At 66.1% G+C, this 25,246-nt stretch carries 25 protein-coding genes and 2 pseudogenes; 4 read left to right on the top strand and 23 right to left on the bottom strand.

Annotation, left to right across the window (positions count from 1 at the left end; all coding sequences use genetic code 11):
* Positions 1-119 precede the first annotated feature (119 nt).
* Both MID00_RS05255 and MID00_RS05250 read right to left on the bottom strand, forming a co-directional pair.
* A complete protein-coding gene (locus tag MID00_RS05255) occupies positions 120-1,040 on the bottom strand; it encodes a nucleotidyl transferase AbiEii/AbiGii toxin family protein (protein WP_016446144.1) in 921 nt (306 codons plus the stop codon).
* Entirely contained in the window at positions 1,033-1,791 is a 759-nt protein-coding gene (locus tag MID00_RS05250) for a type IV toxin-antitoxin system AbiEi family antitoxin domain-containing protein (protein WP_031754973.1), read from the bottom strand. Before MID00_RS05250 ends, MID00_RS05255 begins: the two co-directional genes overlap by 8 nt.
* A 210-nt stretch (positions 1,792-2,001) precedes the next feature.
* Here MID00_RS05250 and MID00_RS05245 point away from each other — a divergent pair, with 210 nt between their 5' ends.
* Positions 2,002-2,370 carry a DUF3742 family protein gene (locus tag MID00_RS05245; protein WP_031633433.1) on the top strand — a complete coding sequence of 123 codons (369 nt, stop codon included), beginning with the start codon at positions 2,002-2,004 and terminating at the stop codon, positions 2,368-2,370.
* Between the two features lie 28 nt (positions 2,371-2,398).
* Here MID00_RS05245 and MID00_RS05240 read toward each other — a convergent pair whose 3' ends face one another.
* The 19 genes from MID00_RS05240 to MID00_RS05150 form a co-directional block, all read right to left on the bottom strand.
* Positions 2,399-3,931 (bottom strand): conjugal transfer protein TraG N-terminal domain-containing protein, encoded by a 1,533-nt coding sequence (locus MID00_RS05240; RefSeq protein WP_254499830.1) that lies wholly within the window; start codon positions 3,929-3,931, stop codon positions 2,399-2,401.
* 15 nt (positions 3,932-3,946) lie between these two features.
* Complete coding sequence (locus MID00_RS05235; RefSeq protein WP_003292115.1) at positions 3,947-4,300, bottom strand: hypothetical protein; 354 nt, start codon at positions 4,298-4,300, stop codon at positions 3,947-3,949.
* A complete protein-coding gene (locus MID00_RS05230; RefSeq protein ID WP_254499829.1) occupies positions 4,297-5,703 on the bottom strand; it encodes an integrating conjugative element protein in 1,407 nt (468 codons plus the stop codon). Before MID00_RS05230 ends, MID00_RS05235 begins: the two co-directional genes overlap by 4 nt.
* Positions 5,704-5,713: 10 nt before the next feature.
* Positions 5,714-6,658 carry a TIGR03756 family integrating conjugative element protein gene (locus MID00_RS05225; RefSeq protein WP_013982144.1) on the bottom strand — a complete coding sequence of 315 codons (945 nt, stop codon included), beginning with the start codon at positions 6,656-6,658 and terminating at the stop codon, positions 5,714-5,716.
* The gene (locus MID00_RS05220; RefSeq protein ID WP_016446147.1) at positions 6,655-7,098 is read right to left on the bottom strand and encodes a TIGR03757 family integrating conjugative element protein; all 444 of its coding nucleotides are present in this window, start codon (positions 7,096-7,098) and stop codon (positions 6,655-6,657) included. The genes MID00_RS05225 and MID00_RS05220 overlap by 4 nt, the downstream gene beginning before the upstream one ends.
* Positions 7,099-7,241: 143 nt before the next feature.
* The gene (locus MID00_RS05215) at positions 7,242-7,760 is read right to left on the bottom strand and encodes a hypothetical protein (protein ID WP_017462901.1); all 519 of its coding nucleotides are present in this window, start codon (positions 7,758-7,760) and stop codon (positions 7,242-7,244) included.
* A 149-nt stretch (positions 7,761-7,909) separates the two neighbouring features.
* On the bottom strand, positions 7,910-10,873 hold the full coding sequence (locus tag MID00_RS05210; RefSeq protein ID WP_031688111.1) for a class I SAM-dependent DNA methyltransferase: 2,964 nt from the start codon (positions 10,871-10,873) through the stop codon (positions 7,910-7,912).
* Entirely contained in the window at positions 10,870-11,346 is a 477-nt protein-coding gene (locus MID00_RS05205; protein WP_016446149.1) for a MerR family transcriptional regulator, read from the bottom strand. Before MID00_RS05205 ends, MID00_RS05210 begins: the two co-directional genes overlap by 4 nt.
* 190 nt (positions 11,347-11,536) lie before the next feature.
* A complete protein-coding gene (gene radC / locus MID00_RS05200) occupies positions 11,537-12,031 on the bottom strand; it encodes a DNA repair protein RadC (protein ID WP_003140985.1) in 495 nt (164 codons plus the stop codon).
* 195 nt (positions 12,032-12,226) lie between these two features.
* Complete coding sequence (locus MID00_RS05195; protein ID WP_016446150.1) at positions 12,227-12,970, bottom strand: DsbA family protein; 744 nt, start codon at positions 12,968-12,970, stop codon at positions 12,227-12,229.
* Between the two features lie 13 nt (positions 12,971-12,983).
* Positions 12,984-15,863 carry a conjugative transfer ATPase gene (locus MID00_RS05190; RefSeq protein ID WP_254499828.1) on the bottom strand — a complete coding sequence of 960 codons (2,880 nt, stop codon included), beginning with the start codon at positions 15,861-15,863 and terminating at the stop codon, positions 12,984-12,986.
* The gene (locus tag MID00_RS05185; protein WP_043221487.1) at positions 15,863-16,297 is read right to left on the bottom strand and encodes a TIGR03751 family conjugal transfer lipoprotein; all 435 of its coding nucleotides are present in this window, start codon (positions 16,295-16,297) and stop codon (positions 15,863-15,865) included. The genes MID00_RS05190 and MID00_RS05185 overlap by 1 nt, the downstream gene beginning before the upstream one ends.
* On the bottom strand, positions 16,278-17,711 hold the full coding sequence (locus MID00_RS05180) for a TIGR03752 family integrating conjugative element protein (protein ID WP_254499827.1): 1,434 nt from the start codon (positions 17,709-17,711) through the stop codon (positions 16,278-16,280). The genes MID00_RS05185 and MID00_RS05180 overlap by 20 nt, the downstream gene beginning before the upstream one ends.
* Positions 17,701-18,615, bottom strand: coding sequence for a TIGR03749 family integrating conjugative element protein (locus MID00_RS05175; RefSeq protein WP_065085011.1), 915 nt, complete (start codon positions 18,613-18,615; stop codon positions 17,701-17,703). Before MID00_RS05175 ends, MID00_RS05180 begins: the two co-directional genes overlap by 11 nt.
* On the bottom strand, positions 18,612-19,304 hold the full coding sequence (locus MID00_RS05170) for a PFL_4703 family integrating conjugative element protein (protein WP_065085010.1): 693 nt from the start codon (positions 19,302-19,304) through the stop codon (positions 18,612-18,614). Before MID00_RS05170 ends, MID00_RS05175 begins: the two co-directional genes overlap by 4 nt.
* The gene (locus MID00_RS05165) at positions 19,301-19,711 is read right to left on the bottom strand and encodes a TIGR03750 family conjugal transfer protein (protein WP_023443884.1); all 411 of its coding nucleotides are present in this window, start codon (positions 19,709-19,711) and stop codon (positions 19,301-19,303) included. Before MID00_RS05165 ends, MID00_RS05170 begins: the two co-directional genes overlap by 4 nt.
* A 12-nt stretch (positions 19,712-19,723) precedes the next feature.
* Entirely contained in the window at positions 19,724-20,095 is a 372-nt protein-coding gene (locus MID00_RS05160) for a TIGR03745 family integrating conjugative element membrane protein (RefSeq protein ID WP_254499824.1), read from the bottom strand.
* A 22-nt stretch (positions 20,096-20,117) separates the two neighbouring features.
* Positions 20,118-20,357, bottom strand: a complete 240-nt coding sequence (locus MID00_RS05155) for a TIGR03758 family integrating conjugative element protein (RefSeq protein ID WP_254499822.1) — start codon at positions 20,355-20,357, stop codon at positions 20,118-20,120.
* Positions 20,354-20,719 carry an RAQPRD family integrative conjugative element protein gene (locus tag MID00_RS05150; RefSeq protein WP_254499820.1) on the bottom strand — a complete coding sequence of 122 codons (366 nt, stop codon included), beginning with the start codon at positions 20,717-20,719 and terminating at the stop codon, positions 20,354-20,356. The genes MID00_RS05155 and MID00_RS05150 overlap by 4 nt, the downstream gene beginning before the upstream one ends.
* Positions 20,720-20,941: 222 nt before the next feature.
* Here MID00_RS05150 and MID00_RS05145 point away from each other — a divergent pair, with 222 nt between their 5' ends.
* The 3 genes and pseudogenes from MID00_RS05145 to MID00_RS05135 form a co-directional block, all read left to right on the top strand.
* A complete protein-coding gene (locus tag MID00_RS05145) occupies positions 20,942-21,142 on the top strand; it encodes a helix-turn-helix domain-containing protein (protein WP_004254928.1) in 201 nt (66 codons plus the stop codon).
* 41 nt (positions 21,143-21,183) lie between these two features.
* Positions 21,184-21,522, top strand: a pseudogene (locus MID00_RS05140) (type I restriction endonuclease); the annotation flags it as partial.
* A 123-nt stretch (positions 21,523-21,645) separates the two neighbouring features.
* A pseudogene (locus MID00_RS05135) lies at positions 21,646-22,293 on the top strand (N-6 DNA methylase); the annotation flags it as partial.
* A gap of 43 nt (positions 22,294-22,336) precedes the next feature.
* On the opposite strand, the gene MID00_RS05130 reads toward MID00_RS05135, so the two are convergent.
* Together MID00_RS05130 and traD are read right to left on the bottom strand one after the other, a co-directional pair.
* The gene (locus MID00_RS05130; RefSeq protein WP_254499818.1) at positions 22,337-23,086 is read right to left on the bottom strand and encodes a TIGR03747 family integrating conjugative element membrane protein; all 750 of its coding nucleotides are present in this window, start codon (positions 23,084-23,086) and stop codon (positions 22,337-22,339) included.
* Positions 23,083-25,239, bottom strand: coding sequence for a type IV conjugative transfer system coupling protein TraD (gene traD / locus MID00_RS05125; RefSeq protein WP_058147915.1), 2,157 nt, complete (start codon positions 25,237-25,239; stop codon positions 23,083-23,085). The genes MID00_RS05130 and traD overlap by 4 nt, the downstream gene beginning before the upstream one ends.
* Between the last annotated feature and the right edge of the window lie 7 nt (positions 25,240-25,246).

Genomic DNA, 25,246 nt, shown 5'->3' with positions numbered 1-25,246 from the left:
CCCTTCCCAGCCCTTTGGCCTTTGTCGGAAGCCTTTGGGTATAGGGCCGCTGCTTCGCGGCTGCCACGATGAATGCGGCATGGGGCAACCCCGGCAAGTGGGGCGCTGCGGGACGTTCGTCAGCTCTGGCCCAAGCCGGTGTCGAGGGCGGCGGATTGCGCTGCGAAGTCGTCGGGACGGCGCTTGCGGAAGGTTTCGAGATTGGCGAGCTTCCAGCGCAGTGCCGGCAGTTGCGCGGCGTGCCGGCACTGCACCAGCGACCAGTCCGGTTCTGCGCGCGCCAGCCCGCTCAGAAACTGCCTGTGCGCGGTGCTCAGTCGCTGTGGCAGCTCGCGCCGCATCCTGGCGCGAGCGTCGAGCAGTGTCTCCAGGGAGCAGTCCACTTCGGTCATGCCGACAAAGGCCCGCTCGTACTCGCCGGCGATGTCCTTGTCGTTGCCGAACAGCACTTCGTGGGGCGGCCGGTTGTGGCCCGCCAGATAGATCACGAAGCACTCGACCATGCCGTCGCTGATGTCGCCCGATTCGTAGAGCTGCCACACGTCGAATAGGTCGCGGGGGTGCTGCCGATCCAGCGCAGCCACCAGCTTGCTGGCGTACAGCTCGTCCGGTGCCAGAACCGGCAGCTCGAACTCGACGCCGAACAGATCGCTGGTCTTGGCACTCAGCGGCCGCCGCTCCACGGGCAGCACGCTGCCTCGGAACACGACGTTGACCTCGATCTTCACCTGGTTGGCGTCGTTCTCGACGATCAGCTTGGTGTCCCCCAGATCCTTGGCGCGAACCAGGCGTGTCTGCACGCCCAGTGGTGCAACGCGCGTGGCGATGGCGGCCAGCTCCTGGTTGATGGCTTGCAGCGCTTCGTCGCGCGGCGTCTGCCACGGGAGGTACACCACGTCGATGTCCACCGACAGGCGCGGCATGTCCCGCACGAAGAGGTTGATGGCCGTGCCGCCCTTCATAGCGAAGATGTCGTTGGCGAACACGTCGGGCGCGACGGCCAGCAGCAGGCGAACGGTGTCCGCGTAGGTCTTATCCATGAGGTCTCAGGCTCAGCAAGGTGCCGTCATCGAGCCGGCTCATCCAGCGCGTGTTGCTGCCGGTGCGAACCGGGTACTGCTCCAGCAGGGCATCGACATCCACGAGGCTGGTCTCGCGCGCCCAGGTGAGGAACAGGCGCACGGCCTTCACGCTGGTGCAGCAGGACAGCAGTTGTCCGAGCAAGTCCTTGCGGGGGGAACGCAGTCCATCAAAGAGGTTGCGGGCCTCTTCGAGGCTCTGCTTGACGCCGGCTTCGTACAGCAGTTCCAGAACGGCACGCTCGGAGGCAGCCACCCGCAGATCCTCGGGCAGGCCAGGCGGCGTGGTCAGGGTCTTGCTGGCCAGCGCCGTGTCCGGCCAGTCGAACAGGCGGGCGTGGACGTAGCGGGCCGGAAAGCGCGAGGTGAACCAGGCTGGCAACGCGAAACGACCGTCGCCCCACAGCACCAGCGTCTCCCGGCTGCCCAGGTTGTGCCGCACGCCCTGCAGGGCCAGGGCGCTCTTGCCGCCGACGTGCAGGCCGGGCACGCGCTGTTGCAGGAACTTCAGCGCACCGTAGACCCCGAACTCATCGTTCGGGAAGGCATAGACGCCATGGGCCAGGCGCACGAGCCACCCGCCGTCGGCATAGTGGGCGGCGAGCTGGGGCGACACCCCGAACTGGCTCAGGGTGGCAAGGTCGAACGGCGCCCCGCGGGGGAGTCCTGCCTGCAGCCGCTTGATTACCTGGTGCCTAGAATTTCCATCCATGCTATAAAAATAGCACGGAATCAAATCAGCCTCTAGAGTTATCGCAAGAACGTGCAGGGAAAGTAGCATAACGTTTGATTTATAGTGCAGAATCTAATCGACCTGCGACCGCTCTGCCAGCCGCAACCCGGCCTCCTGATCGCGGTCTATGCTGGAGGGCAAGCCCCAACCGGCCGCTCTTGAGGTGAGGCACCACTGAAACCGAGGCACATGAGCATGACCACCAACACGCACAACGGGCGCTGGAGCCACCGGCTGGGCCGGGGGGCTGGCCGTGCCTGGCGTGGATACCTGCGCCGCGAGCAGCGTGTCGCCGGCTGGCTGGTGACGCGCGGGGTGCCCGCAGGCGCGGCGACGGCGGTGCTCTGGATCGTCAAGCTGGCCGTGCTTGGTATGCTGCTGTACTCCGTATCCTGGCTTGTCCTGCTGCTGGCCTTTGCTGTGGTCGCCGCATGGCTCGCGCGGAATGCCGATGAGGACGACGAGAAGCAGCCGGAACTCAGAGACGGACACTCGGGCGTCGGCCTGTACGACAAAGATGACTGGCGGATCGACATGGGCGATCCCGACGAGCCGTAGCTGTCGCATCAACGCGAGAGAGTGCTCCTTACTTCGCCGCACCTTTCGATACGGCCGTCATCGCAAGGCGAGAGCCACTACCTCCGGCCGACTTCGCATCGGACGTGCCAGTGATGAGACCGCCCAGGAAGTTTCCAGCGCGAACTCCTGCCCATCCGAGTGCCATGACCCAGAACGTCGGCAACACGATGAACATCGTTGCCATGACGAAGTTCAGCAGCATGTCACCGAACGCATTGTTCAGGCCGATCAATGGGTCGAAGTTGGCGTGCGGCCTGTCCGCGCCAAACCCCCAGCCGTAGAGCGCGTCCAGGATCGTGCTGTCGATCCAGCGCGCGAGCTGGAACCAGAAGTCCACGAAGAACAGCGCGAACTGGACGCAGCTCACCGTCACCACCGTCTTCAGGTCGTAGGTGCCGATCAGCAGCACCAGCGGGATGCAGATGACGAGCGCCATCTTGAGCATCGTCAGCACCATCGGCAGCGCCTGGCGCACCACGTCCATCGCCGGAAAGAAGCCCAGCGAACCGACGGTCAGACCCAGGTCGCTCGCGCCGCGCGTGACGATGTTCGGCAGCGTCTTGTCGATCTGGCCGCCGTAGTCGGTGTAGACGGCGCCCTGGTTCATCTTCTGCTGCCGCGGTGAGACGACGGCGCGGATCACCGAGTCATTGACCTCGCGCTGCGACAGGAAGCCCACCCAGCGCCCGATGCGGGTCAGCAGGTCCGGGTCGATCTGTGCCAGCAGCCGGCTGCGCAGTCCCTGGCCGCCATCCGCCCACCACTGCCGGCAGGACGGATAGCCGCCGCCGCTGTCCACCTGTGCCAGCCCCGCATCGCGGGTCGCGTCGTAGGGCCAGGCCGTGCGTGGGGTCTTGGCGCGATAGGTGTCATAGAAGCCGAGCGTGTCGAGGAAGTAACTCGACCCGATCCAGGTGACGTCGTTCATCTGCTCGTCGGAGAGCGTCGGCCGGTTCATGAACAGCTTGGCGCGCGACGGCCCGTAGCAGTCGTGCGTGAAGTCGGCGACCTCCTGTGCCAGCACCGGATCGTCGATGCGCGAGGCATCCACATCCATGCGAATCTGGCGCAGGTCCGTGCCGCAGGGAATCGCCGCCACCGCGGCGCCCGTCACGGCTTTCGACAGCGCGTGCATGAAGAACCACCACACCGGCACCAGCGCGCTCTGGTCGTTGAGCGCCGTGTAGACGTTGGACCAGCCCGTGTCGTTGGGCAGCGGGACGTTGACCTGGCATTGCGCGGAGCGCGTGGTGTCGAACCTGATCGTGGCGAGATCCACCGGGATGAGTGGGATGCCGGCGAACATGATGACCACGATCGCCACCCACACCCGGTTCTCGATGCGCATCGACGACAGCACGCCCTTGTTGCCTTCGTCCGCACCTTCGCTGCGGGCCTTGAGCCATTCCTGGATCACGATGGCCACCAACGGAAGAGCGAACACCCCGCTGGCCACGAGGATGCTCCAGATGCCGTTGTTGACCACCCAAGCCACCAGGGTCAGGTAATACTCCAGGTAGTCCGTGGTGTAGAGCGTCATGCCTGCCTCCCGGTCTCAGCCGTGCCGCAACAGTTGGCTGGCTTCCAGCGCGACCACGGCGATCACCGCTGCGATCTCCGTGCGCAGCAGGCGCTGATGCGTCTCGCGTGACGGCTCCCGCCGCAACAGGCGCCGACGCATCCACCACCAGCCGTAAGCCGTCGCTCCGTAGAGGCACAGCCGCCACACGAAGAAGTGGCCGGCGTGCGCCTGCAGCCAGTGCTGCCAGCCCTCGACGCCGCCGACCACGTGGATGCCGGCGATGTTCACCGCCACCGCGGCGGCCACCACCAGCAAGGTCCACAGCAGCGCCACGCCGACGCGGCGGTTGAACAGCCATGGCAGCCGCAGCCAGGCCAGCCGGCTCATGGCGTACCGCTCCGCGGCTTCTGGACTTCCCGCAGACGGTCGCGTGTGGTGTCGCCCTCGAAGACGCCGCGCGAACCGGCAGCGCGGGTGCTGTGGCGCTGGATGATCGCCATCGCCGAGTTGCCGGCCAGCGTGCGGCGCAGCTCCAGTTCGGTCTTGAGGTTGTTGATCTCCTGCTCCAGCGCGCTGTTCTCCTGGTCGACCGCCCGCACGGCCAGCTCGTTGGCGGCGACGTTCGGCTCCTTCTTGCCGGTCAGCAACGTGCGTTGCAGCAGCAGGGCCTTCTCCAGCACGCTCGACAGCGCCGCCTCGGACGCCAGGCGCTTGCCCAGCACGTCCTGGTCGGGTTCGTCCCGCAGGGCCTCGATCACGCCGCGGGTGATCGGCAGCGAGCTGCTGCCGGCCGCATCGAGATTGGCCGGCGTCGTCGGCCGGGCGCCCGTCACCAGTTCCTGCAGCGCCTGCAGCTTGGTCTCGTACTCTTCCTGGATCATTGGCGTCAGCCCGACGCCAGGCGTGGTCTGGGTCTTCGTGCAGTTTTCGCAGGTGCGTTGCTCGCGTTCGCCCAACACGCGGGTCGCCCAGTCCGCGGCCGCGCCAGGCGACGACCAGGTTTGGCAGGTCAGGCGGTTGCTGCAGGCGCTGCGCGTGATCGACGAGGTATCGGTGGCGCTGCGCCCGTTGAGCAGGTTGTAGCCCGCTCGCGTCACGTCGCCGACCACCTTGATCGAACTCTGGCCGGAGCCGCCCGCGTTGCCGCCGCCGACCCAGGGCACGCCGTTGTTCCCTTTGTTGGACTCGGCCTGCTCGATGGCGGAGACGGCATCGGTGCTGCTGACCGCATCCCGCAGCGCCATCCCCTCGGCGAGCTGGTCCCAGCCGGCCTGGCCGCCGGCCATGTCCGCCATGCGATTGGCGATGGCCCGGCAGGTCATCTTCGAGCGGTCGAAATCCAGGCGCGCCTGCAGGATGCCGTTGGTGAGCAGGTTGTACAGGCCCGGGTCGGCGCGCTGGATGATCAGCGCCGGCAGCGAGGCCACGGCGCTGGTGGCGTTCTGGATCACGTTGCTCATGATCGTCTGGAAGCCGTTGGTGATGCCGTTGAGCTGGTTCTGCAGCGTCGTGGTGATGCTCATGTCGCCGCAGATCAGGTTGCTGTTCCAGCCGACCCCCACGCCGATGCTCTGCATGTTGCCGGCACCACCCATCGACACGGCCCGGCCGCCGCCGATGCTGTAGAGCACGTCGTCGCCGATCACGCTGCCGCTGACGTTCACGCCATTGGGATCGATGCGCGTCTGCGCCCAGGCGACGCCGACGACCAGCGTGATGGCCGCCACGAGCAGCGTGGCCCGCAGGGGCGATTTCGCGCGGTGCAGGAAGTCAGGGAGGGAGGCGTTCATCGTGGGTTCCTCACATGAAATCGACGCTGCCGAGGAAGACCTGGCCACGGCGCCGGCAGCAGGAGTAAGGCCGCCACAGGGCCCAGGCGTAGTCGCCTTGCTGGGCCTGCACGCGGGTGCGGCTGTGCGGGAAGACCACGCAACTGTTCGAGAGCGTGGGCGTCAGCTCCTGCCACTTGCCCGTCGATGCGTCGGTCTCCATCAGCGCGCCGGCCGGCCAGTAGCCGTCGCGGGCGTTGGCCAGCAGAGGCTGGTACACGTGAATCTGGTTGCGGCGCGTCACGATGTCGCCCGCGCGCTGCGCGACCACGGCGCCGCTCTTGTGGTCGTCGGTCTGGTGCAGGAAGCCACCACGGGGATACACGTTGCCCCAGAGGTTCAGGCCGGTGCGCGTACCGATTTCGCGCCGGCCGGGGATGAGCGCTTCGGGGTAGAACGCTTCCGGGATGTTGTAGCGCCAGGCGATCGTGTCGAGCGTGCTCAGCAGATACGGCATGAAGGCCGTGCCAGCGCCTTCGCAGGTGTAGCCGGAGGCGCTGGCGAACTGGCTGAACACCATCCCGGCCGGATGGCCGATGACATCGGCGTTCTTGAACTTGGCGAGGTTGTTCTCGTTGTCGTGATTGGTCGTGCCGTCACCGCCAGCCTTCGCGGTCGGGTTGGGCATGCTCATCGCCCTGACTTCCAGCCACGGGTTTTCGCCGGTGTTCGAGTAGCTCGACACCACCGCATCGGGGACGTAGTGGCGCACCTTGACGGAAGTGCGAACCGAGCAGCCGAAGGGCGTGCAGTACAGCCAGTAGCAGATACCGACCACGCGGTATTCGAGGCAGTCGGGGGACAGCGCCGACGAGACGATGGTGGCGGTGTCCAGGGCGAACGTCGACGTGGCCGTGCTCAGCAGCAGCGAGGCGACGGTGGCGCGCAGGCGCCGGGATGCCAGCAGGAGGCTCATGGCTGCGTGCTCCGGTAGGCGTTGATGCGCGCGACGGCGCGGGGCACGTCGGGCTCGCCGTAGACCACGTAGCGTCGATCGACCACCACGGCGGGAATCTTGGCGATGCCCAGTCCCCAGGCATCCGCGACACCTTGGTAGGCGTGGCCGATGCGGCGTTGAAGGGCCTCGCCGCCGTCATGCAACCGCTGCCGCACCAGGGCTGCAGCCTGTTGCGGGTCGGCCGGTAGGTGCGCGGCGAGTTCGACCTCGATGCGCGTGGCCTGGTCCAGCTCGATGATCCGCACGCCGGCTGGAGCCTGCACCGGATGACGGCTGTCGGTGACGACGAGCACGTCGGCTGCTGCAGTCTGGGTAAACATGAACAGCACTGCCCACAGTCCGGGCGCAATGCTGATGGTCGGCAGCCGGGGCGAAGCCTTGAAGACGGGGGCCGGCATATCGGGCGTCCTTGGAGTCGATCAAAGTCACAGTCGACTTCAAGTGCCGATCTAGCGCGACAAAGAAACCGCATCCGGCCCCTGCCGGTTTCATACCCTATGCCGTTGTGAGCGTTGTGATTGCCTCCTGTCGGAGGCGGAGATCAGGTGCGGGACGCTGAGGTGCCCGCGAACCCAAGAAACGCATGCTGTAAGCGAATCGGCATCGACGGCTTGGAGCGTGCATGTAGGCTCTGCCAAGTCCCGTCACTGATGTCGCTCGGGGCGAGGCGATCTACCGAGCGCGAAACTCTTCTCAAGTAAGCGTTGACGCCATCCGCGGATTCCGAAGGAGCGCCGGCAAGAACGTACCCCACCATGAAGCCGATAGCATGGTTCTCGCCGTACTTCTCCTGGATGAATCGATCCATGCCCTCGACGACGTACTCTCGACACAAGTGAGTGTCCGACCCGGCGATTCGTTTGCATTCGATGATCGCGTGCGGATCATGCTCCTGCGTGCGCAAGAAAATTTCGACGAACGCCAGCGGGATGTCGGTACGTCCGTCTGGCAGCATCACGTTGCTTTTGGATCGCGATTCCGTGCCAGGCAGCACCATGATCTGCTTCCACGGGGAGTTCTTCAGCGCAATGCGCATCCCGTCCCGCAGGCGCTCGGTCATGATTACCTCTCCAGCGTTGGCATTCACGTCCTCGGCTGCGCATGCTCGCTGCCAACCTGCGGCCAGTGTCAGCAGAATGACCGCCACAACCTCGGGCTCAAGTTCAATGAACTCTCTGCCCAGTGCAGGAGGTGCCTCATAGGGGATCCTCAAACTTTGCCCCCTGAAAAGCTCTCCGCGACCACTGCATCGGCATCTTCCAGTGCCGCTATGCCCATCCAGTAGCGCCGCGCTGCTGGCTTGATGATCACGACTTCGTTGCGTCCGTGTACTCGCAATTCCCGCTCTGCACTGAGCGCGGTCGCAATCTTGACTTTCAGGCGCCTGCCGATACGTGCCAGTACTTCACCCAATTCGCCTTGTGGTGCCACGACGCTCACGCTCGCATTACCCGGCCCTTCTTCCAAGACAAAGCGCACGACGCGCAAGGCCGAACTGCTTGGCAAGTCGAGCACTTCGGCGCGCATGTGCCGCTTATTGCGAACGGAAAGCCAATCCTCGATAACGGACAGGAACGTCTTGGCATACGCCGTGACCTCAGTACGACTGTCCGATGGCTCCACGGATGATTCGCGGCCGGTTTCCCATTGCCACCCGGCGCGAAGGAGGCCGTCTCGAATGACAGTTCGGTCGGCATCGTTCAGTTCGTACAGATCGAAGACAGCTTCGTCCAGTTCAGCCCATCCCCTCTCGTCGGTGCCGTTGGCGCGCAGATTCTTCTCAATCTGCAGCAGGCGCTGGCCAGCCTCAGATTTCACTGCGCTCGTGAAATTAGGCACCGGTAGGAAGCTGAGGTCGCGAGCCAGCAGCTTCCTCTTGTAGATTCCAAACTCTGCAGCGGTCAGATAGAAGAACCATGTCGCAAAAGCAGAACTCAACACGGTGGCAAGCAAATGTGCCGTCCGCGTGTGCCCTCTCGGAAGAGACACTGCGAAGTATGAGTTCGTGAAGACGAGATCCCGCTCGGAGACGGCCGCCAAGACGCGTGGACTCCCCAGAAGCATTTCCTTCACGATGAGAAGCGGGGCTTGATATATCTCCCGCGATCGTGGCCATTGTGCCTTCGATTGGCTGAAAGTCGGCAAATCATCGGGAATGTTGAAGTGCTGCATGTCTTTGACTTGCAGTACATCCAATCCTTTTAGCGGGCGAGCATCGCGCGTCTGATTCTCTGGGGCCCCGCGAATCAATCCAACCTGGAAGGTAGTGTCGAGTAATGAGAGTTGCTCGCCCAGATTTCTGTGGGCCGAAGTCAAGTCATCCAGCAATAGGAGGTCACGGCGCCGGCCAACGGCTGCTGCCTTGAGCTTCAACGGCTGTTCTTGGATTTCGTCGAGTGTCAAAGTGATGACGTCACTCGGCGCCACCTCGAACGAATGAGTCCTTGCACCGCTGGGCGTCCACGGGATCTGAACGACCGTGACCTGATCCGTTCGCTGCTTCGGTCGATGACGGGCAAAGAGAACCACTGCGGGCATGGCCGCTGTCGCGAAGAGCCAACTGCACAAATTGGACAGATTTACCAAGGTGATCGGAGCCACGGCTCGCATCACATGCTGAGCTGCTGCCATGCCGGTGCCGCTGCGGCTGAAGAACGGCATCGCGCTAAGAATGATGCCGAAACGGGTCTTCTCATGTGAGAACTCCGCCGCTCGCAACACGAAATCCAAGCCTTCACCGCGCGGTTGCGCAGGTACGCCCGCAACCCTGGTCTTGCGCCGCGCTTCGGTTCCTGTCTGCCCCCTAAAGCTCCAAGGGGGATTGCCCACGATAAGGTCGAACTGCTTCAGCCCTGTCGGCGTCGCCAGCACGGCCTTGCCATCTCCATCACGTTCGACAGTACGAGCGTCACCGACGAGCAATGTCCTGCCGATCAATGGCTGGAACTTCAGGGACTGCGGTGGTTGCGGGTCAGGGTCCAGCTCAAGCGCAGCCAGGTACAGGCTGAACGCAGCGACGCGAATCGCGGCTTCGCTAATGTCTACGCCATACACCTGCCCGTAGAGCGTCGAGCGGATCAGCTCCCTCGTGGGCGGCTGACCTTGCGAGCGAAGATGAACCAAGCGCCGCAGCGCTTCGACCAGGAAGACACCGGAGCCGCACGTCAAATCCAGCACCGACTCCCGTCCAGATAGACCATCCATGACCTCATCGAGGACCAGCGAGACGACGGACAGTCGCGTGTAGTGCACGCCGTTTCGCAACGCTTCTGTGCGCTTTCCTCCAGTCTGCGGCTCAGCATGTGCAAACTGCTCGTAGATCGAGCTGATGAGCTCGACCGGAATCACGTCGAACTGGTACGGGAAGAAGCTGAGTTGCCCGCTTTCAGGATCGACAGCCTCCAGGAACTCCGCAACCCGCGTCAAATGGTGAGCTGCTGGTGTCGTTTTCACCGACGAGGGCGGAAACATATCGCCGTTGAAGGTCTGGGCCAGCCATGCGAACAGCTTGCTGGTCGCTGGCCGGTCGCGCAGGATCGCCGGCAACGCCGTGCGGCCGCATACCCGCTTCAACCGCGCCGCACTGACGATCTCGCGGTCAATCAGGTACTGGGTGAAGATCACGCGCCCAATCAAGGCCTGCGCCGCATCGCGCGCGAGATTGCCTGCGACCAAATCGCGTTCGAGACATCCAAGGTCAGACAGGAGCTTCTGATCGACGCTGGTCTTGCGATCGATGGCCGGCACCTGGGCCCAGAATTGGCCCGTCTCGATCGCCAGTCGGCCGGCCAACTCGTCCAGTTCATGAAGCGAACCTTCGATGTTCTCGAAACGCCGAATCAAATGTCTCTGGGCATCGCCTTCTTTCGCGGGTGTGCCGAAACCGTTGTACAGGTCGATACGCTGCGGCGAGATCACCCACAGCAACGGCGCGAACCCCTCGTTCCAGACCTCTCGTCGCCACTGGCTGACCAGATCGTCTGCAGGCGCGCTTTGCTCAAACTTGAAGTAGACGGTCAACGACGACGCGCTGCGCCACAATGCGTCCGGAACAAAAACGCGGCCGTGGCGCGAGGACTGCGCCTCGGCCCCCAACCGAAGACCGGGCGCGGGTTGCCCGTCCGGCAGGTAGCCGGTTGCGGCGAGCACCTGTTCCAGCGTGGCAGTGTTCACGCCCTACTCCGGATAGCTTCGGGTGGAAACGGCAACGCTGCCTGGCTCGGCGTCGGGACGATCGGCAGCATGTGCTGCTGAAGCCGCATGATCAACGGATCGAGCGGGATGACGAGAGTCGGTTGCGTCGGCGCCGGTCCAATCCCCTCGGGGCCGATATCGCACAGGGTCGCCGAAGTGGCCGTCACGAACGCCACGGACCCATTCAGCGCCAATGCGCTACTCGTGCCCAGCAACCGAAAGAGCGCGTCAACGCCGACGCTGACGGTGGCGATGTGCACTCCCAACGAGCTGACCAACTCATTGGTAACGGCCAAGCCTAGGAGATCCGCGAAGGTGAATCGGGCAGCCTTCCCGGTCTTGGACGCCAAGTAGGGCACGGTCTTGCGCCAATGCCGCACCGTTTCGACGGACACGCCGGTTAGCGTGCGCATCTGGTCCTGAGTGTACTGGATGGCGGTGACGGCAGACATTCGCGTTGCTGGCAACTAGAAAATATGCAGATTCTGCCATGCAAAGGTGTGCTTCTCAACAGGTAAAGGCCGGTTCAGTCGCCTATCCCACAAGCCTTCCAAGCTTCCGAAAGTCGCGACCATCAGAGCGCATCGCGAACGTGTGGATAGGGGCAAGACGCAAGGCGCCCCCGGAAGGGGCGCCTGCGGACTACAACAAGCCGGCTTCGGCGAACGAGTACGGGCTGCCCTTGCCGACGATGAAGTGATCCAGCACCCGGACATCGACGGTGGCCAGGGCGCTCTTCAGCCGCTCGGTGATCACACGATCAGCGGCCGAGGGCTCGGTGTTCCCCGAGGGATGCTGATGCGCCAGGATCAGCGCCGAAGCGTTGAGCGCCAGCGCACGCTGGACCACCACCCTCGGATACACCGAAGTCTGGTCGACCGTGCCCTTGAACAGCGGCTCGTAGGCGAGCACCTGGTGCTGGTTGTCGAGAAACACGACGGCGAAGATTTCGTTCGGCTCCGCGACCAGTTTCAGGCGCAGGTAGTCGCGCACGGCGGCGGGACTGCCCAGCGCCGGACCGGCCTTGAACACGCGGTTCTCCAGCAGGGTGATGGCCTGCTGGATGATCCAGTCTTCGTGCTGGGCGGCGATCAGGGTGAGCGACTCCGGGCGGGAGTCGGCGATGGCAAGAGACATGGCGAACCTCCAATGGATGAGATCGGAGGGCGCCTGCCCCAGGAGGGCAAACCCTCCGGGGGACGATGGGGATGGAACAGGTGACGAGCGGGCATCCACCACCGCGGATGCGGTGGCTGTTCGCGTCAAGGGATGCGATGCGAACGGGTTTCGATCAACGCGGACGAGCCGCGCCGCAGCCTTGAAGATCGATGGCTACCTGGGCATGTCACCGGCGACGCCGGCGGGCATGTCTGGGGAATGGGCGGGTTCGGCCGCGGTCGTGCTGCCGGCGGCGAGCAGGTCGATGGCCGACAGCAAGGCATCGCCTTCGACGGGACCGTGCAGCAGGAGGGTCTTGCCGGACTCGCGGTCGCGCAGTTGCAGGGCCGGCGTGGCCGCGATGCCCTGCTGTGCTGCTTCCGCCGCCTGGGCACGGATGACGGCATCGGGGCGCTCGCTGTCGAGACAACCCTGCATGGCCGGCGTGAGGTCGGGATAGCGCAGGCCCTCCGGCAGGCCCTGGCCGTCGCCACGGGTGTTTGCGTAGAGCCAGGCCACTGCCTGCCAAAGCGCGGCGTGTCCGCCCGTCTCGCCCGCGCACTCGGCCAGGCGTGCCCCGGCAGTCGCGGCCGGCTCGTGCATGGACAGCGGCAGGTGGTGCCACTGCCAGTTCACCTCGGGATGGGCGTCGATCCAGCGCTTGAGTTCGGGGAAGTAGGCCCGGCAGTACGGACACTCCAGGTCGGCGTAGCCGACCACCGTGAAGCGCGCATCGGCACGGCCATACAGCCAGGGCGGGCCAGCCGGTTTCGGCCCCTCGGACCCGGCGGCGGCCAGGGGCATGGACTCGGTTGCCGGATGCGGCGCGCGCAGCAGCATCCACGAGGCAACCGCAATCGTCACCACGATCAGCAGACCGATCCAGGGATGACGGCGGGCGAATGAGGGCAGGCGCATCGTGTCGCTCCCGTCAGGCCAACGTATCCAGCGCCAGCGGTTCGATGCCCCGCGCACGGTCGATCTTCTCGGCCACGCGGAAGGCGGCGTCCAGCTCGCTGATGCCGTGCTGCTGCATCAACTGGAAGCGTTCGGCCTTCTCTTCGGGCTCGGTCATCGCCATCGCCAGGTAGAGGCTGGGCGGCACGGCGCGGAACAGCACTTCCATCGACTTGGACAGGATGACGCCCTCGCTGAACTTGCCGGCCTCCTTGCGGGCCGAGAGCATCAGCGCCTTCTGCGAAGCGTTGAGTTCGCGGAAGCGCGCGATCTTCTCGACTTCATCGGGCGGCATCGACAGGCAGATCCACCACTCGATCATGTTGAGCATGGGCTCGGCCGCTTTCGGCAGGTCGTCCAGGTTCTGCGTGGCGAGCCAGAACCAGGCGCCGAGCTTGCGCCACATCTTGGTGATCTTGACCACGTAGGGCGCGAGCAGCGGGTTCTTCGTGATGATGTGGCCTTCGTCCGTCACGTTGATGATCGGGCGGCCCAGGAACTGGTCGCGCTCGGCGATGTTGTTGACGGTGTTGATGAGCGAGATGTAGGCAATCGAGAGTTGGGCGTTGTAGCCCTCGCGCGCGAAGGTGGCGAGATCCACGATGGTGATGTCCGCCTCGGGCCACGGCGTGCCGGACCGGTCGAACATCTCGCCGTCCACGCCTTGGCAGAACATGTCCATGGCGTCGGCCATCTCCAGCAGCCGTGCGCGCCGCATCTCAGGCAGCGTGGCGTCGCGGGCGCGCTCGCGCAGCGCCTCGCGCACGTCGCGGGTCAGTACCGTGCGCTTCTCCGCTACGCAGCGCTGGGCCGCATCGAGGATGCACTGGCGGATCAGGCTGCGGTCGGCGCGCGTCATGCGCGCTTCTTCCTTGTCCTCGCCGCCGGTGATCATCAGCCGTGCAGTGATCTCCAGTTCGCCGAGCACGTCACGCTGCTCATCGCCTTCCACGGCCATGCCGGCATCGGTCTGGTCTTCGTCGAGCGCATCAGCGTCCAGCGTCTGTACCTGGCTCGGCGTATCGACCAGGCGCCAGGCGTCGGCGAACGGAGCCAGACTGACGCCCGCGCCGGGCGCGAGCTTCACCCGATGCACGGTGAGACCCAGCCGTGCGGCGAAGTCGCCGAACAGGCCGAAGCTGTTGCCCGCCTCGACGATGAACAGGCGCGGCCGATAGATCGCCGTCACCTGATTCAGGATGTTGTTGAGCGTCGCGCTCTTGCCCGAACCCGTGGGGCCGAACAGGAACAGATGCGCGTTCATCTGCCGGTCGAGGCGGTTCAACGGATCGAAGGTGATCGGCCCGCCGCCGCGGTTGAAGAACGTGATGCCCGGATGCCCCGTGCCCTGGCTGCGGCCCCAGACCGGCGCCAGGTTCGCCGCATGTTGCGCGAACATGAGCTGGGTGTACCACTGGCGCTTGTCGGCAGCCGGATCGAACACGCACGGCAGCCAGCGCAGATAGCTGTTCAGCGGCGCCACCTCGTCTTCCTCGCGCACCGGCTGCAGGCCGGCGTTGAGCATCACGTTGACGAGCTGCAGGCCGCGCGCATCGAGCTGGGCCAGGTCGCGGCCGCGCAGGTAGAACGCCAGCGCGCCGCGGTAGAGCTTGTGCGCACTGCCGATCAGGCCGCGCGCCTGCTGCACGTCCTGCCGGGTCTGCTCCGAGGCCAGGGTCTCGCCGACGGCCTTCCTGGCGAGGTGGTTGAGGTGTGCCTCCAGCACGTCCTGGGGCGTGGCGACCAGCGTCAGGCACATCACCGTGTCCTCGGGCATCTGGTCGAACAGCGCGTTCATGGCGTCGCCGCCCTTGCGCGTCTCGCCCGTCAGATGGCCCGTCACGGGTGGCGTGCGCAGGCGATCCATCACGATCACCCGATGCGGCATGCCGTCGAAGAACCACAGGCCGTTCGGCACGTCCGAGCGTGGCTGGCCGAAGAACAGGCGCTGCGCGAAGTCGGTGCCGCTGGCGAGTTCGATCTCGCCCTCCTCCCGCTCTTCCGGGTAGCGGGTCAGCGCGTAGAAGCGTTCCCGGTCTTCGGCAGTGGCGCCGAGCAAGGTCGGGTTCGGGTTGAACCAGCGCAGCAGCCAGGCGTGGATGTCCGCCGCGCCGAGACGCCGGGCCTTCACGCCGGCATTCGCCAGCCCGCCGACGAGGCGGTCGCAGATCGTGGTCAGCGCCTGCTCGGGCGACTGGCCGCGCCGCGAGGCCGGGGCGGCGGACGTGCGGCGGTAGACCACCATGCGCACGCGCCGGACCTGGCCGCGCCACGGCAGGCGCGTCACCGTGGTGTCCTCGAACAGGCCACCCGGCTTGGCGATGGCCCGCAGGTGATGGGCGAAGAAGCGCAGGTAGAAGTCGCTGAACGCGCTGCCCTGCGCACGCGGCTGCAGGTAGTTCGCCAGGGAGCGCAGATAGTTGTCCCAGTCGGCCTCGTCCTGGGCGTAGAGCTGCACCACCCAAGGGTTGTCGTCCAACTCGTCGAAGGAGTCCTGCAGGGCGTTCTCCAGCGCATCGCGCGCCTGCCATAGCCAGGCCATCTCGCGGCCCTCGGTGCCGACCGGCGCCAGTTCGAAGAAGGCCGCCACCGACTGGCCGTCTTCCAGCAACATGCACTTGCTGCCGGGCAGGTACTCGACCCAGGGCAGCAAGTCCGCGAACGACGGCGCGACGCCATAGAGCGCATCGTGGTCGGCCTGGGTGGCCGGTCTGCGCCGGCCCCGGCCGAGCGCGCTGCCCGGCTCGGCGACACCCTGTGCCGCCAAGGCCGTTACGTGCCGTGCCCAGGCATCATCGGTCGCATCCGCGGCGTCAGCAGGCGATGCGCCGGGCTTGCGTGACCACCAGGCCATCAGTAGTCCTCCACGCGCTCGCCCGGCATCGCGTACTGCACGCGCTGGTAGAGCGGGAACACCGTGCTGTAGCCGGGCACCGGCACCGGGTCGGTGCCCGCCAGGTGCGGGAATACGTACATCACCAGGTCGGGGTTCGGCAGGCGGTGGAACTGGCGGTAAATCTCGTTCTGCGCGGTACGGGTGTAGCGCGCCTGCATGCCGGGCGTTGCCTGCACAGCGGCCTCGGTCAGCGGCCGGCGCAGGCCCTGGCGCGCATCGAGCAGTTGCCGGGCGGCTTGGCCGCCGCCCGCGCTGCCGCCGGTCTCCTGATGCCAGATGTCGAGCATGGTGCTGTCGCCGTGCGGCAGCAGCTTCTCCTTGCTGGTAGCGCAGCCGCCGAGCAGGGTGGCCGCCAGCAGCACGGCGGCCGCGTCAATCCAGATCCGAGGCATGGGCTTCTCCGGTGCGGTGGTGGACCCGACGCCCCTTGGCGTCGTAGTCGATGTCGAGCGGCTGCTCCAGATGCACGGCCACCCTGGCGCCAGGCTGCACGTAGACCGCCGCGAAGGCCTGGCCGTAGAGCTTGTTGACCCAATCGGCCATGTCGCGCACGCCGCCCGCGAGGATGCGGCCCATCGCTTCGTTGCCGCTGATGCCGACGGTGCCCAGCGAGCCGTTGCTGTTGGCGACCACGGCCACGCTGCCGTTGTCGGACTTGATGAGCGAGGCCGCGCCGGCGCCGGCCGCGGTGATGAGTGCCTGGCTGCCCAGGTACTGCTGGGCGTTGCTGCGCCGCTCGCCGCTGACGCAGGGAATGCCGTAGGGGTCGCTGATCCAGCCCAGGCCGCCTTGGATGCTGGCGCCGTTGTGCCCCGAGTTGCCGCCGCTGCTACTGCCCTTGCTGCTGTCCTCCGGCACCGTGCGGATGGTGCCGTCCTGGAACACGAACGTGACCGAGCGGATTTGCCCGCGCACGCACGAGAGGGTCCAGTCGCCCGAGGCCGTGCCGCTGACCACGGCGCCGGCGACGTCGGGGATGTCGATGCCGTTGGCCGTGAGGTTGTCCGGGCCGATCAGCACCTTGAACGGGTACGGGTCGTTGACGGTTCCATCGATCGGTACGCGCCCGATCAGCGCCGTCATGGCAATCGACCCCATGAGCGTGGAGTTCGACGGCACGGTGTACACGGCCCTCGTGGATGCGCCCACCGCGCGGCTGCCAACGTCGGCGACGGATTCCACCGTGGCCGACAGGCTTTTCTGGGCCGGCCCGAAGCTCGATGGAAAGCCCGGCGCTTTGCTCCCGCTCGTGGCGTCCACTTTGGCATCGTCGGGCTCGACCCACTGCGTGTTACTGGTGCCGCGGTCGAAGCGCTGGCCGTCACCCTCCTCCAGCCCCAGCCCGACGGGCAGGTCGGACGGGCCGCCCTTGCCCGCAAGGCCGTCCAGTTGCCGCTGCAGATCCTGCATCAGCCCCTCGGTCTGATGCCTGTCGCTGGCCACTTGGGCGCGCTCCTGCTCCAGGCGGCTGCGCTCGCCTTCCAGCGCGCTCTGGATGCGTTGGTCGATCGCGCTTTCCCGCGCGCGCAGGCGCTCGTTCTCGGCCTTGTGCTGCTTGTTGTCGCCCAGCGCGCTCTGCAGCTCGGTGCGCAACTGCTTCACCTGGGCCACCAGCGTGGCGACGGTATCGCGCGGCGTGTCGCCAGCGATGCCCAGGGCTTTCATCTCCTCGGGCGTGAGCGTACTGGCCGCGCCCTTGGGAGCGGGCTGGCCGCCGGGCGCGCCGGAGAACAGCTTGATGCCGACGAACACCAGCAGCAGCGCCATCGGGATCAGCAGCCACTTGAGCAACGGATTACTTTTCATCGCGCGCTCCTCCGGTCGAGCCGGCCGCGGCGGCCGGCGGCAGGTTCACGCTGGCGTCGATCGGGCTCAGCGCCGGCAGCAGCGACTCGGCCAGGCCGTGGCCGCGCGTGACCAAATAGAGCACCGTGGTGTCGGACGGGGTGCCGGCCGGCCCCAGGTTCGGATGCTGGAAGGTCGCCGCCACGAAGTTCCCCTGCAGGGCGCGCGGGTCGAGGTCGAGCCAACGCGCGGCGGTGTTGGTGAGTCGCACGGCCGTCACCCACTGGTCTTCCAGGCGCCACGCGGCCAATGCCCGCGCGTGCACCGGCAACGTCGGCAGCAAGGTGTCCAGCGCGAGGCCGCGGCGCAGGTTTACGCGCCCGATGCCGGCGACCGGCTCGACGGTGCGCAGCGGCGCGTACAGGTTCTGTGCGGCATGGCGCGTCAGCACGACCGGTACCGGCGTTTCGCGCCGGGGAACGGATTTGCCCGCGGGCGCATCGGCCTGCTCGTCCGCGCCGCTTGCTGCACCGCCGCCGTAGCGCTTGGCGGGGGCTTCCGCATCCACGATGCGCACCGGCTCCAGCGGCGCCTGGCCGTCCTTCGCCGGCTCGGCGGCGATGTCGAGCAGGATCAGCGCGCCGGATTCCACGTCCTGCAGTTGCAGCCGCGTGGGCGGAATCGGCTCGCTCGCCCGCAGGTAGATCGCGCCGCCCGCACTCTGCACGCGCAGGTGATCGCCAACGCTGGCCGGCACGCCGACGCGCACATTGCGGTCGATGAAGACCACGCGCTCCTGGCCGACCACCAGCGGCACCGGCAGGGGCAGCCGCTCCCAGCGCAGGATTTCCACGGCTTGGCTGGCCGGCACGAAACCGAGGATCAGCAGGACGCCGGCCAGGGCCGACAAGGCAACGGACTTCATGGAGAGTCTCCCTGCAGGTGGCCGGAGGCGTTGGCGGGCGCGCCGGCCTGGGTCGGCGTCGGCGGCGGTTCGATGCGCTGGGGTGCGCTGGCGTAGCAGTCGAGCGCCAGGCCAAAGGGGTTGCGCTCGGGGTCGATGTCTAGCCGGACGACCTTGATGGGGTAGCGCACCAGGGCGCGCTTGACCTGCTCGGAGCCGTAGTATTCATCCGCGCTCACGTCGAGCGTGACGATCCAATCGCGGTCGGAAACCACCTTGACGCGCGTGGCCGGATCGTCGCCGTAGCCGCGGCCGGGAATCTCGTAGATGCCGCGCACGCGCTGACGCAGCTCGCCACTGGCGCGCCGGTACTCGTAGTCCTGTTGCAGAAAGGCCCGGCAGCTCGGCGTCAGGTAGGCCGACAGCGCGCGCAGGTTGCGCGGGTAGTCTTCTTCGCCGTTCGTGGGCCAGCGCTGTACCTGCTGCCAGATGTAGAAGGAGAAGGCATACACGCTCTCGGGCGGCACGTCCCACCACTTGCGCGTGCTGCCCGAGCGCAGGTCCGGCGGCACATGGATGGTCAGACTCTTCGGCGCACTCCACCAACCGAAACCGAGCAGCAGCGCCACCACGAACAACGCGCCGGCCCCCAGACGCAACGTCTTCACGTGCGCCTGCAGGTGCGCAACCTCGTTCTTGAAACGGCTCATGGCGCACCTCGATCGGCGTTGCGCCGGGTCGTCCAGTAGCCCGAGCGGGTGATGAGGCGCTGCCCGCCCAGGAGCGCTGCCAGCGCCGGGTGCCGCAATGCCAGCCGCCACTGGAGCTGCCGGTACAGCCAGGTGTCGGGCCGGCCGCGCTTCTGCGCACGCAGGAAGCCACCGCCGACGAAGACGCCCAACGCGATGCCGGCGACGATCAGCGTGGGCACCATGGCGATGCTGTGCGTGAGCCAGGCCAGCGGCAGGCCGAGCGCGAACCCGGCTGCGGCCGACAGGCCGGCGCAGATCCACAACTCGTCGGCGGTCAGCCCGCGCACGACCACCGGCTGGCGGTTCAGCCGGTGCGGCAGGAACGTCACCAGCGTGTCGCGCGGGGTCTCCGAGGGGACGGCCATCGCTTGCCGCCCTCAGAGCACGCCGGTGGCCTTGGTGAGCAGCCAGATGCCGACCACCAGCAGGATCGCACCCACGGCGACCGTCAGGCCGAACTGGCCCCAGGTGGCGCGGCCGGTGTGGATCTCCGAGTAGCGGGTGTAGGCGTGATAGCAGACACCGACGAACATCGAGGCGACCACGAGCAGCGCGATCAGCAGCACGATGTCGTAGCCGTAGTTCTGCAAGGTCTGCAGGATGCCGCTGCCCTGGCCGCGCGATGGGTCTTCCATGGTCGGCAGGCCCTGCGCGAAGGCCGACAGCGGCAGGCCCGCGAGCGCCAGCGGCAGCAGCAGCGGTACGGCGATGCGGAACGGAATGCGATGGGATGTCGTTGGCGTGTTCATGGCGTATGGCCTTTCGTGACGGTCAAGAGAGGAGGAAGAACGTCAGCACCAGGTACATCGCCACGAAGCGCACGACGACGGCGAGGAACTGACGCTCAGTGATGCGGTGCTCGGCCCAGCCGACGTAGGCGGTGCGCATGGCCCATACGCCCCACAGCAGCAGAACGGCGAACACGAAGCTGAGCACGACGGTGGCGACGGCCGAAGGCGCAAAGCCGCCGTTGGCGTGGAAGGCGGCGACCTGATCGGCGGAAGGCGTCATGGCGACGGCTCCTCGTCGTCGGAGCGGTCGCGGCGGACGTAATCGCCGACCAGCGGGACGGGGTCGCGCGGCTGGGCGCGCTGGGGCAGGAGGTAGTCCTGCAGGCCGACGCGAACGCGGTTCAGGTCGGCGCGCAGTCGGGCGTAGTCGAAGTGGTAGCGGGCGCGTTCCTGCGGAGCGGTATTGGCGGCGTGCTCGGCGAGGCGGTCGTTCAGGTCGAGCTGGCGCGTGAGCGCGGCGAGTTGCTCACGCTCCGAGGCGAGGCTGTCGGCGGCGATGGCGGGTTGCATGGCCGAGAGCAACACGGCCAACAGCACGGCCAGCGAAGGCCATGCGGATGCGCGGCGGTTGGTCTGTCCCATCGTGCCATTCCTCGTTGAAGCGGATGACCAGATGCTGTGGCGCGCTCTCGCTTTGCGCCGCAGGGAATGGGAACTACGACATGACCGGATTCCTGGGTCGAGGCGGCCATCGACTGCGCAGAGCTGCCGGAATGCGGAGCTGGCGAGCGCCTACCGTGCTTGGTAGAATTGGCCAATCTTGGCTAACGAAATCCAGCGTCGGCAAATGGCAAAGGCAAGACGATGACTGATCCAGAAGACGAAATCCTGACTCTCGACGAAGTCGCCGCATACCTCAAAGCCGGAAAACGGACGGTCTATCGCTTGGCCCAGAAGGGAGAAATTCCGGCGTTCAAGCTCGGGGGCACGTGGCGCTTTCGCCGCTCCGAACTGGATCGCTGGATCGCCGAGAGCATCAACAGGAAGAAATCGGAGGCAGTGTGAACATGGGTCTAAACAGCACTGCGAAGGAAGGGGGCCGGTTCATGACGACAACAGAAAACCAAATCGAACGAGATCTGATTGCCGCACTGGAAGATCTCAAATACACCTACCGCCCCGACATCCGCGACCGTGCCGCGCTGGAGGCGAATTTCCGAGAGAAGTTCCAGGCCCTCAACCGCGTTCGCCTGACCGACAGCGAATTCCAGCGCTTGCTCGACAGCGTGATCACGTCCGATGTCTACAACGCTGCCCAGACGCTGCGCAACATCAACAGCTTCGAGCGCGACGACGGCACGCCGCTGAACTACACCCTCGTCAACATCCGCGACTGGTGCAAGAACGACTTCGAGGTGGTCAACCAGTTGCGCATCAGCACCGACTTTTTCGCGCACCAATCGCGTGCTGAACGACAGCAAGCCCTACGGCAACATCCTCGACTTCCGGCAGCAGCAGAAGCCGGTGGAAGAAGCCATTGCGCTCTTTTCCGGCGAGAAGATCGACAACCAACCGATGCGCTCGGCGAGGACGTGCGCTTCAAGAACCACGGCCTCGCTCCGAAGTCGGCGGCCGACTTTGCCTTCCTTCTGCACGGCTTCCACTTCCTGAAGCAGGATGGCGTGATGGCCATCATCCTGCCGCACGGTGTGCTGTTCCGTGGCGGCGCGGAAGCGCGCATCCGCACCAAGCTGCTCAAGGACGGCCACATCGACACCGTGATCGGCTTGCCGGCCAACCTGTTCTTCTCCACCGGCATACCGGTGTGCATCTTGGTGCTGAAGAAGTGCAAGAAGCCGGACGACGTGCTGTTCATCAACGCGGCCGAGCATTATGAAAAGGGCAAGCGGCAGAACCAGCTCTTGCCCGAGCACATCGACAAGATCATCGACACGTACCAGTTCCGCAAGGAAGAGCATCGCTACGCGCGCCGTGTAAGCATGGAGGAGATCGAGAAGAACGATTTCAACCTCAACATTTCGCGCTACGTGAGTACGGCAGAAGCCGAGGAGGAGATCGACGTCGCGGCGGTGCATTCAGAACTGGTTTTGTTGGATCAAAAAATCAAGACGGCTACCGAGCGGCACAACGAATTCCTCAAGGAGTTAGGGCTGCCCTTGCTACCTTATGGCACGTCGATGACTTTGCCGAAATAGTGTGCAAACCGTATTCGCGCCGTGGAGCCACTTACCGGTTGCACTACAGGTACTTCTTGAACGTCGCCGCCGCAATGCACACCGCCACGCCGAGCAATGCGGCGCTGGGCAGCAGGATCAGCAGCGGGTTCACGCTGACCGGCAGTGCCAGATAAGTCACCCACGGCAGTACGGCCAGCGGGATCAAGCTGGCCCTGGCGCGGTGATAGATGAACCCCGACTCGCGTCCCGCCCCGAAGCGGCGGATGTCCCGGCGCACCAGGCCGTCCACCAGCCCGACGAAGGCGGCCATCAGGAACAGCGGCAGGGTCAGGCACAGCACCAGCAGCCGCACGAGGAAGACCAGCGTCGTGTAGGCCGCCGCGATCAGGTAGCTCTCCACGTTCACGTAGACCAAGCCGATGTAGTAGCGGAAATCCTTGGTCGGGCGATGGCTGCCGGCGCCGGCCTGCGCCGAGGCGTCGCGTATCCAGTCCAGCAGACCGCTCTTCACGAACAGCCAGTCGTAGCCCAGTTCGACCAGCCGGTGCGCGGTGCGCCCCGGCTCCTGCACCAGCGCGCTGCGCGTGAAATGCGTGGAGAGCTGATCCAGCTCGTAGTGCAGCATGCCCTGCGCGTGGCGCCAGCCCTGCTCGGGCCAGAAGAAGTGCATGCCGACGCATTCGATCAGGATGCACAGCAGCAGCGCGCCGCACAGCACGCCGAAGAAGCGGAACGGCAGCGTGACCAGGCCGGCGATCAGGCCTTGCTGTCGTTGCTGCTGGCGCTGTGCCGCGACGGCCGGATCGCTCATGCTTCGGCCTCTTCAGCGGCGGCCATCTGCCTGAAGTCGTCCAGCAGGTCGTCGGGCAGCGCCTTGTCCTGCAGGCCGGGGATGCCTTGGTTCTCCCACCAGTCTCCTGCCTCGACGTAGTGCTGCCGCATGTAGCCGGCCAGCTCCTGCAGATCCTTCGGCATGGCTTCGTCGGGGTCGGGTGCCGGCAGCGGCATGCGGACTTTCCAGAGGTTGCCGCCCTCGATCAGCGCGAAGCACTGCCCCTTCGGTAGCGCCACCACATGCGCGGGCTCGATCAACGGCACGCTGGTCGTGCTGATGCGGTCCTGCGTGTTGGACGTGAACGCGGTATTGCCGTGCGGGTCGGAGCTGTCGGTGGCGCCGCTCATCAGTGCCGTGGCGTACACCTCGACCTTGGGCAGTTGTCGCGTCAGCAGCTCGGCGGTGGCGGTCTCGCGCACGCGCAGCATGAACAGGTTGTTGAAGTTGCCGACCACCTGACCGGCCTTGGCACGATTGCCGATGCGCGCCTCGATGTCGCTCAAGGTCTGCGTGTAGGCCGTCACCTGCACGCCGGCACCGCCGCCCTTGTTGACCATCGGGATGAACTCGTCGCCCATGAGTTCATTGAATTCGTCGGCGTGGACGTTGATCGGAATCTTGGCGCCCGCCGCGGCGCCGGGCAGCCCGTCGTCGACGCCGAACTTGTAGATGTGGCCGGCGACCGAGACCAGATCGCTGAACATCGAGTTGCCCACCGCCGCCGCGACTTCGGCGTCGGACAGCGCATCCAGCCCCACGTAGACCACCGCGCGTTTGCGGATGACCTGCATCCAGTCGAAGATCGGTCGCGGGTCGGACAGGTCGGAATAGTTCGGTGCGAGCAGTTGCGCGATCTTGCCGGTGGTGAGCTTCTCCAGCAGCGGCAGCAGCGAAGCGACGATCTTGTCGAAGTACGTCCGGTCGTAGCGCACGGCGCTGCGCAGACCGTCGAGCACGGGGTCATAGACGCGCACTTGGGACAGGTACTGTTCGAGGGCCACCACGCGCTTCTCGCGCCCGATCATGTTGCGCGGGATGTTCTTGTCGTTCAGCTTGGCTTCGAGCTGGACGATGACCTCCCAGGCCTTCGGCTCGTTCTTGGCGAAGTAGTGCTGGGCGTACTCGATGAACAGCGCGTCGATGTTGATGACGTGGCGCTGGATCAGCAGGTAGTCCGGCCGCTGTCCCAGTTCCACCAGGGCGCGCGCGATGATGTTGACGAAGCGCCAGGCGAATTCGCGGAACGCGGCGCTGTTGCCTTCGCCGGAGAGCTGCCCGGCGATGCGCGTGGCCACCTCGGAGATCCGTCCGAACCGGCCCACGGCGTTGTAGCGCGCCGAGATGTCCGGCCAGCCCAGATGGAACACGTAGAACTCGCCTTCGCGCCCGGCGCGCTTGGCCTCGACGTACATGCGCTTCAACAGGTCCGCATCGCCCTTGGGGTCGAAGACGATCACCACCTCGTGCTCGCCGCGGACCTTGCGGCGGATGTCCTGGGTGATGAACAGCTCGGCCAGCCGCGTCTTGCCCACGCGCGTGGTGCCCAGCACCAGGGAGTGGCCGACGCGCTCGCCCAGCGGCAGCGTGACGTCGACCTCATGCGGCTCGATGCCGTGCAGGCGCGGCAGCCCGCCGACCGGCGGCAGCGGCCGCGCCGGGTTGAGCGGGCTGTCCCAGGCCAGCGCGCGCGCCAGTGTCGAGACGGGAAACGGCGCGAACTCAAGCCGCTCCTCCAGCCGCCGGGCGGCCCGGTAGATCGCCGTCGGCTCGACATAGCGGCGGAACCCCGGCCGGTAGGTCTGCATCAGCCGGTGCGTGTGCCGCTGCTCCCAGCGAAAGCCTCGGCCGACGAACAGCCGCTGTTGGCTCACCGGCACGTCGCGGCTGGTCATCACGTAGCGCGGCAGGCGGCGGATGTTGCGGCGATAGCGCAGGATCGCCCAGGCATCGCGCAGGCGAATCGCGCCGAAGATCAGGAAGGCCAGTGCCGAGCCCAGGCCGAGCAGCGGGTTCAGCGCGAGCGACCACGGTGCCACCAGGCACAGAATCGCGGCGCCGGTGCAGACCGCCACGGTATGAAGCTCCACCGCTGGCCGCAGCAGAACCTCGACCGCATGCGGTTGGGCCATTTGCGCA

It is taken from the genome of Alcaligenes sp. NLF5-7, assembly GCF_024266725.1.
In the GTDB taxonomy this organism is placed as follows: Bacteria; Pseudomonadota; Gammaproteobacteria; order Burkholderiales; family Burkholderiaceae_B; genus Alcaligenes; species Alcaligenes phenolicus.
The sequence above is the reverse complement of the archived record's forward strand: the minus strand, read 5'-3'. Positions and strand labels throughout refer to the sequence as shown.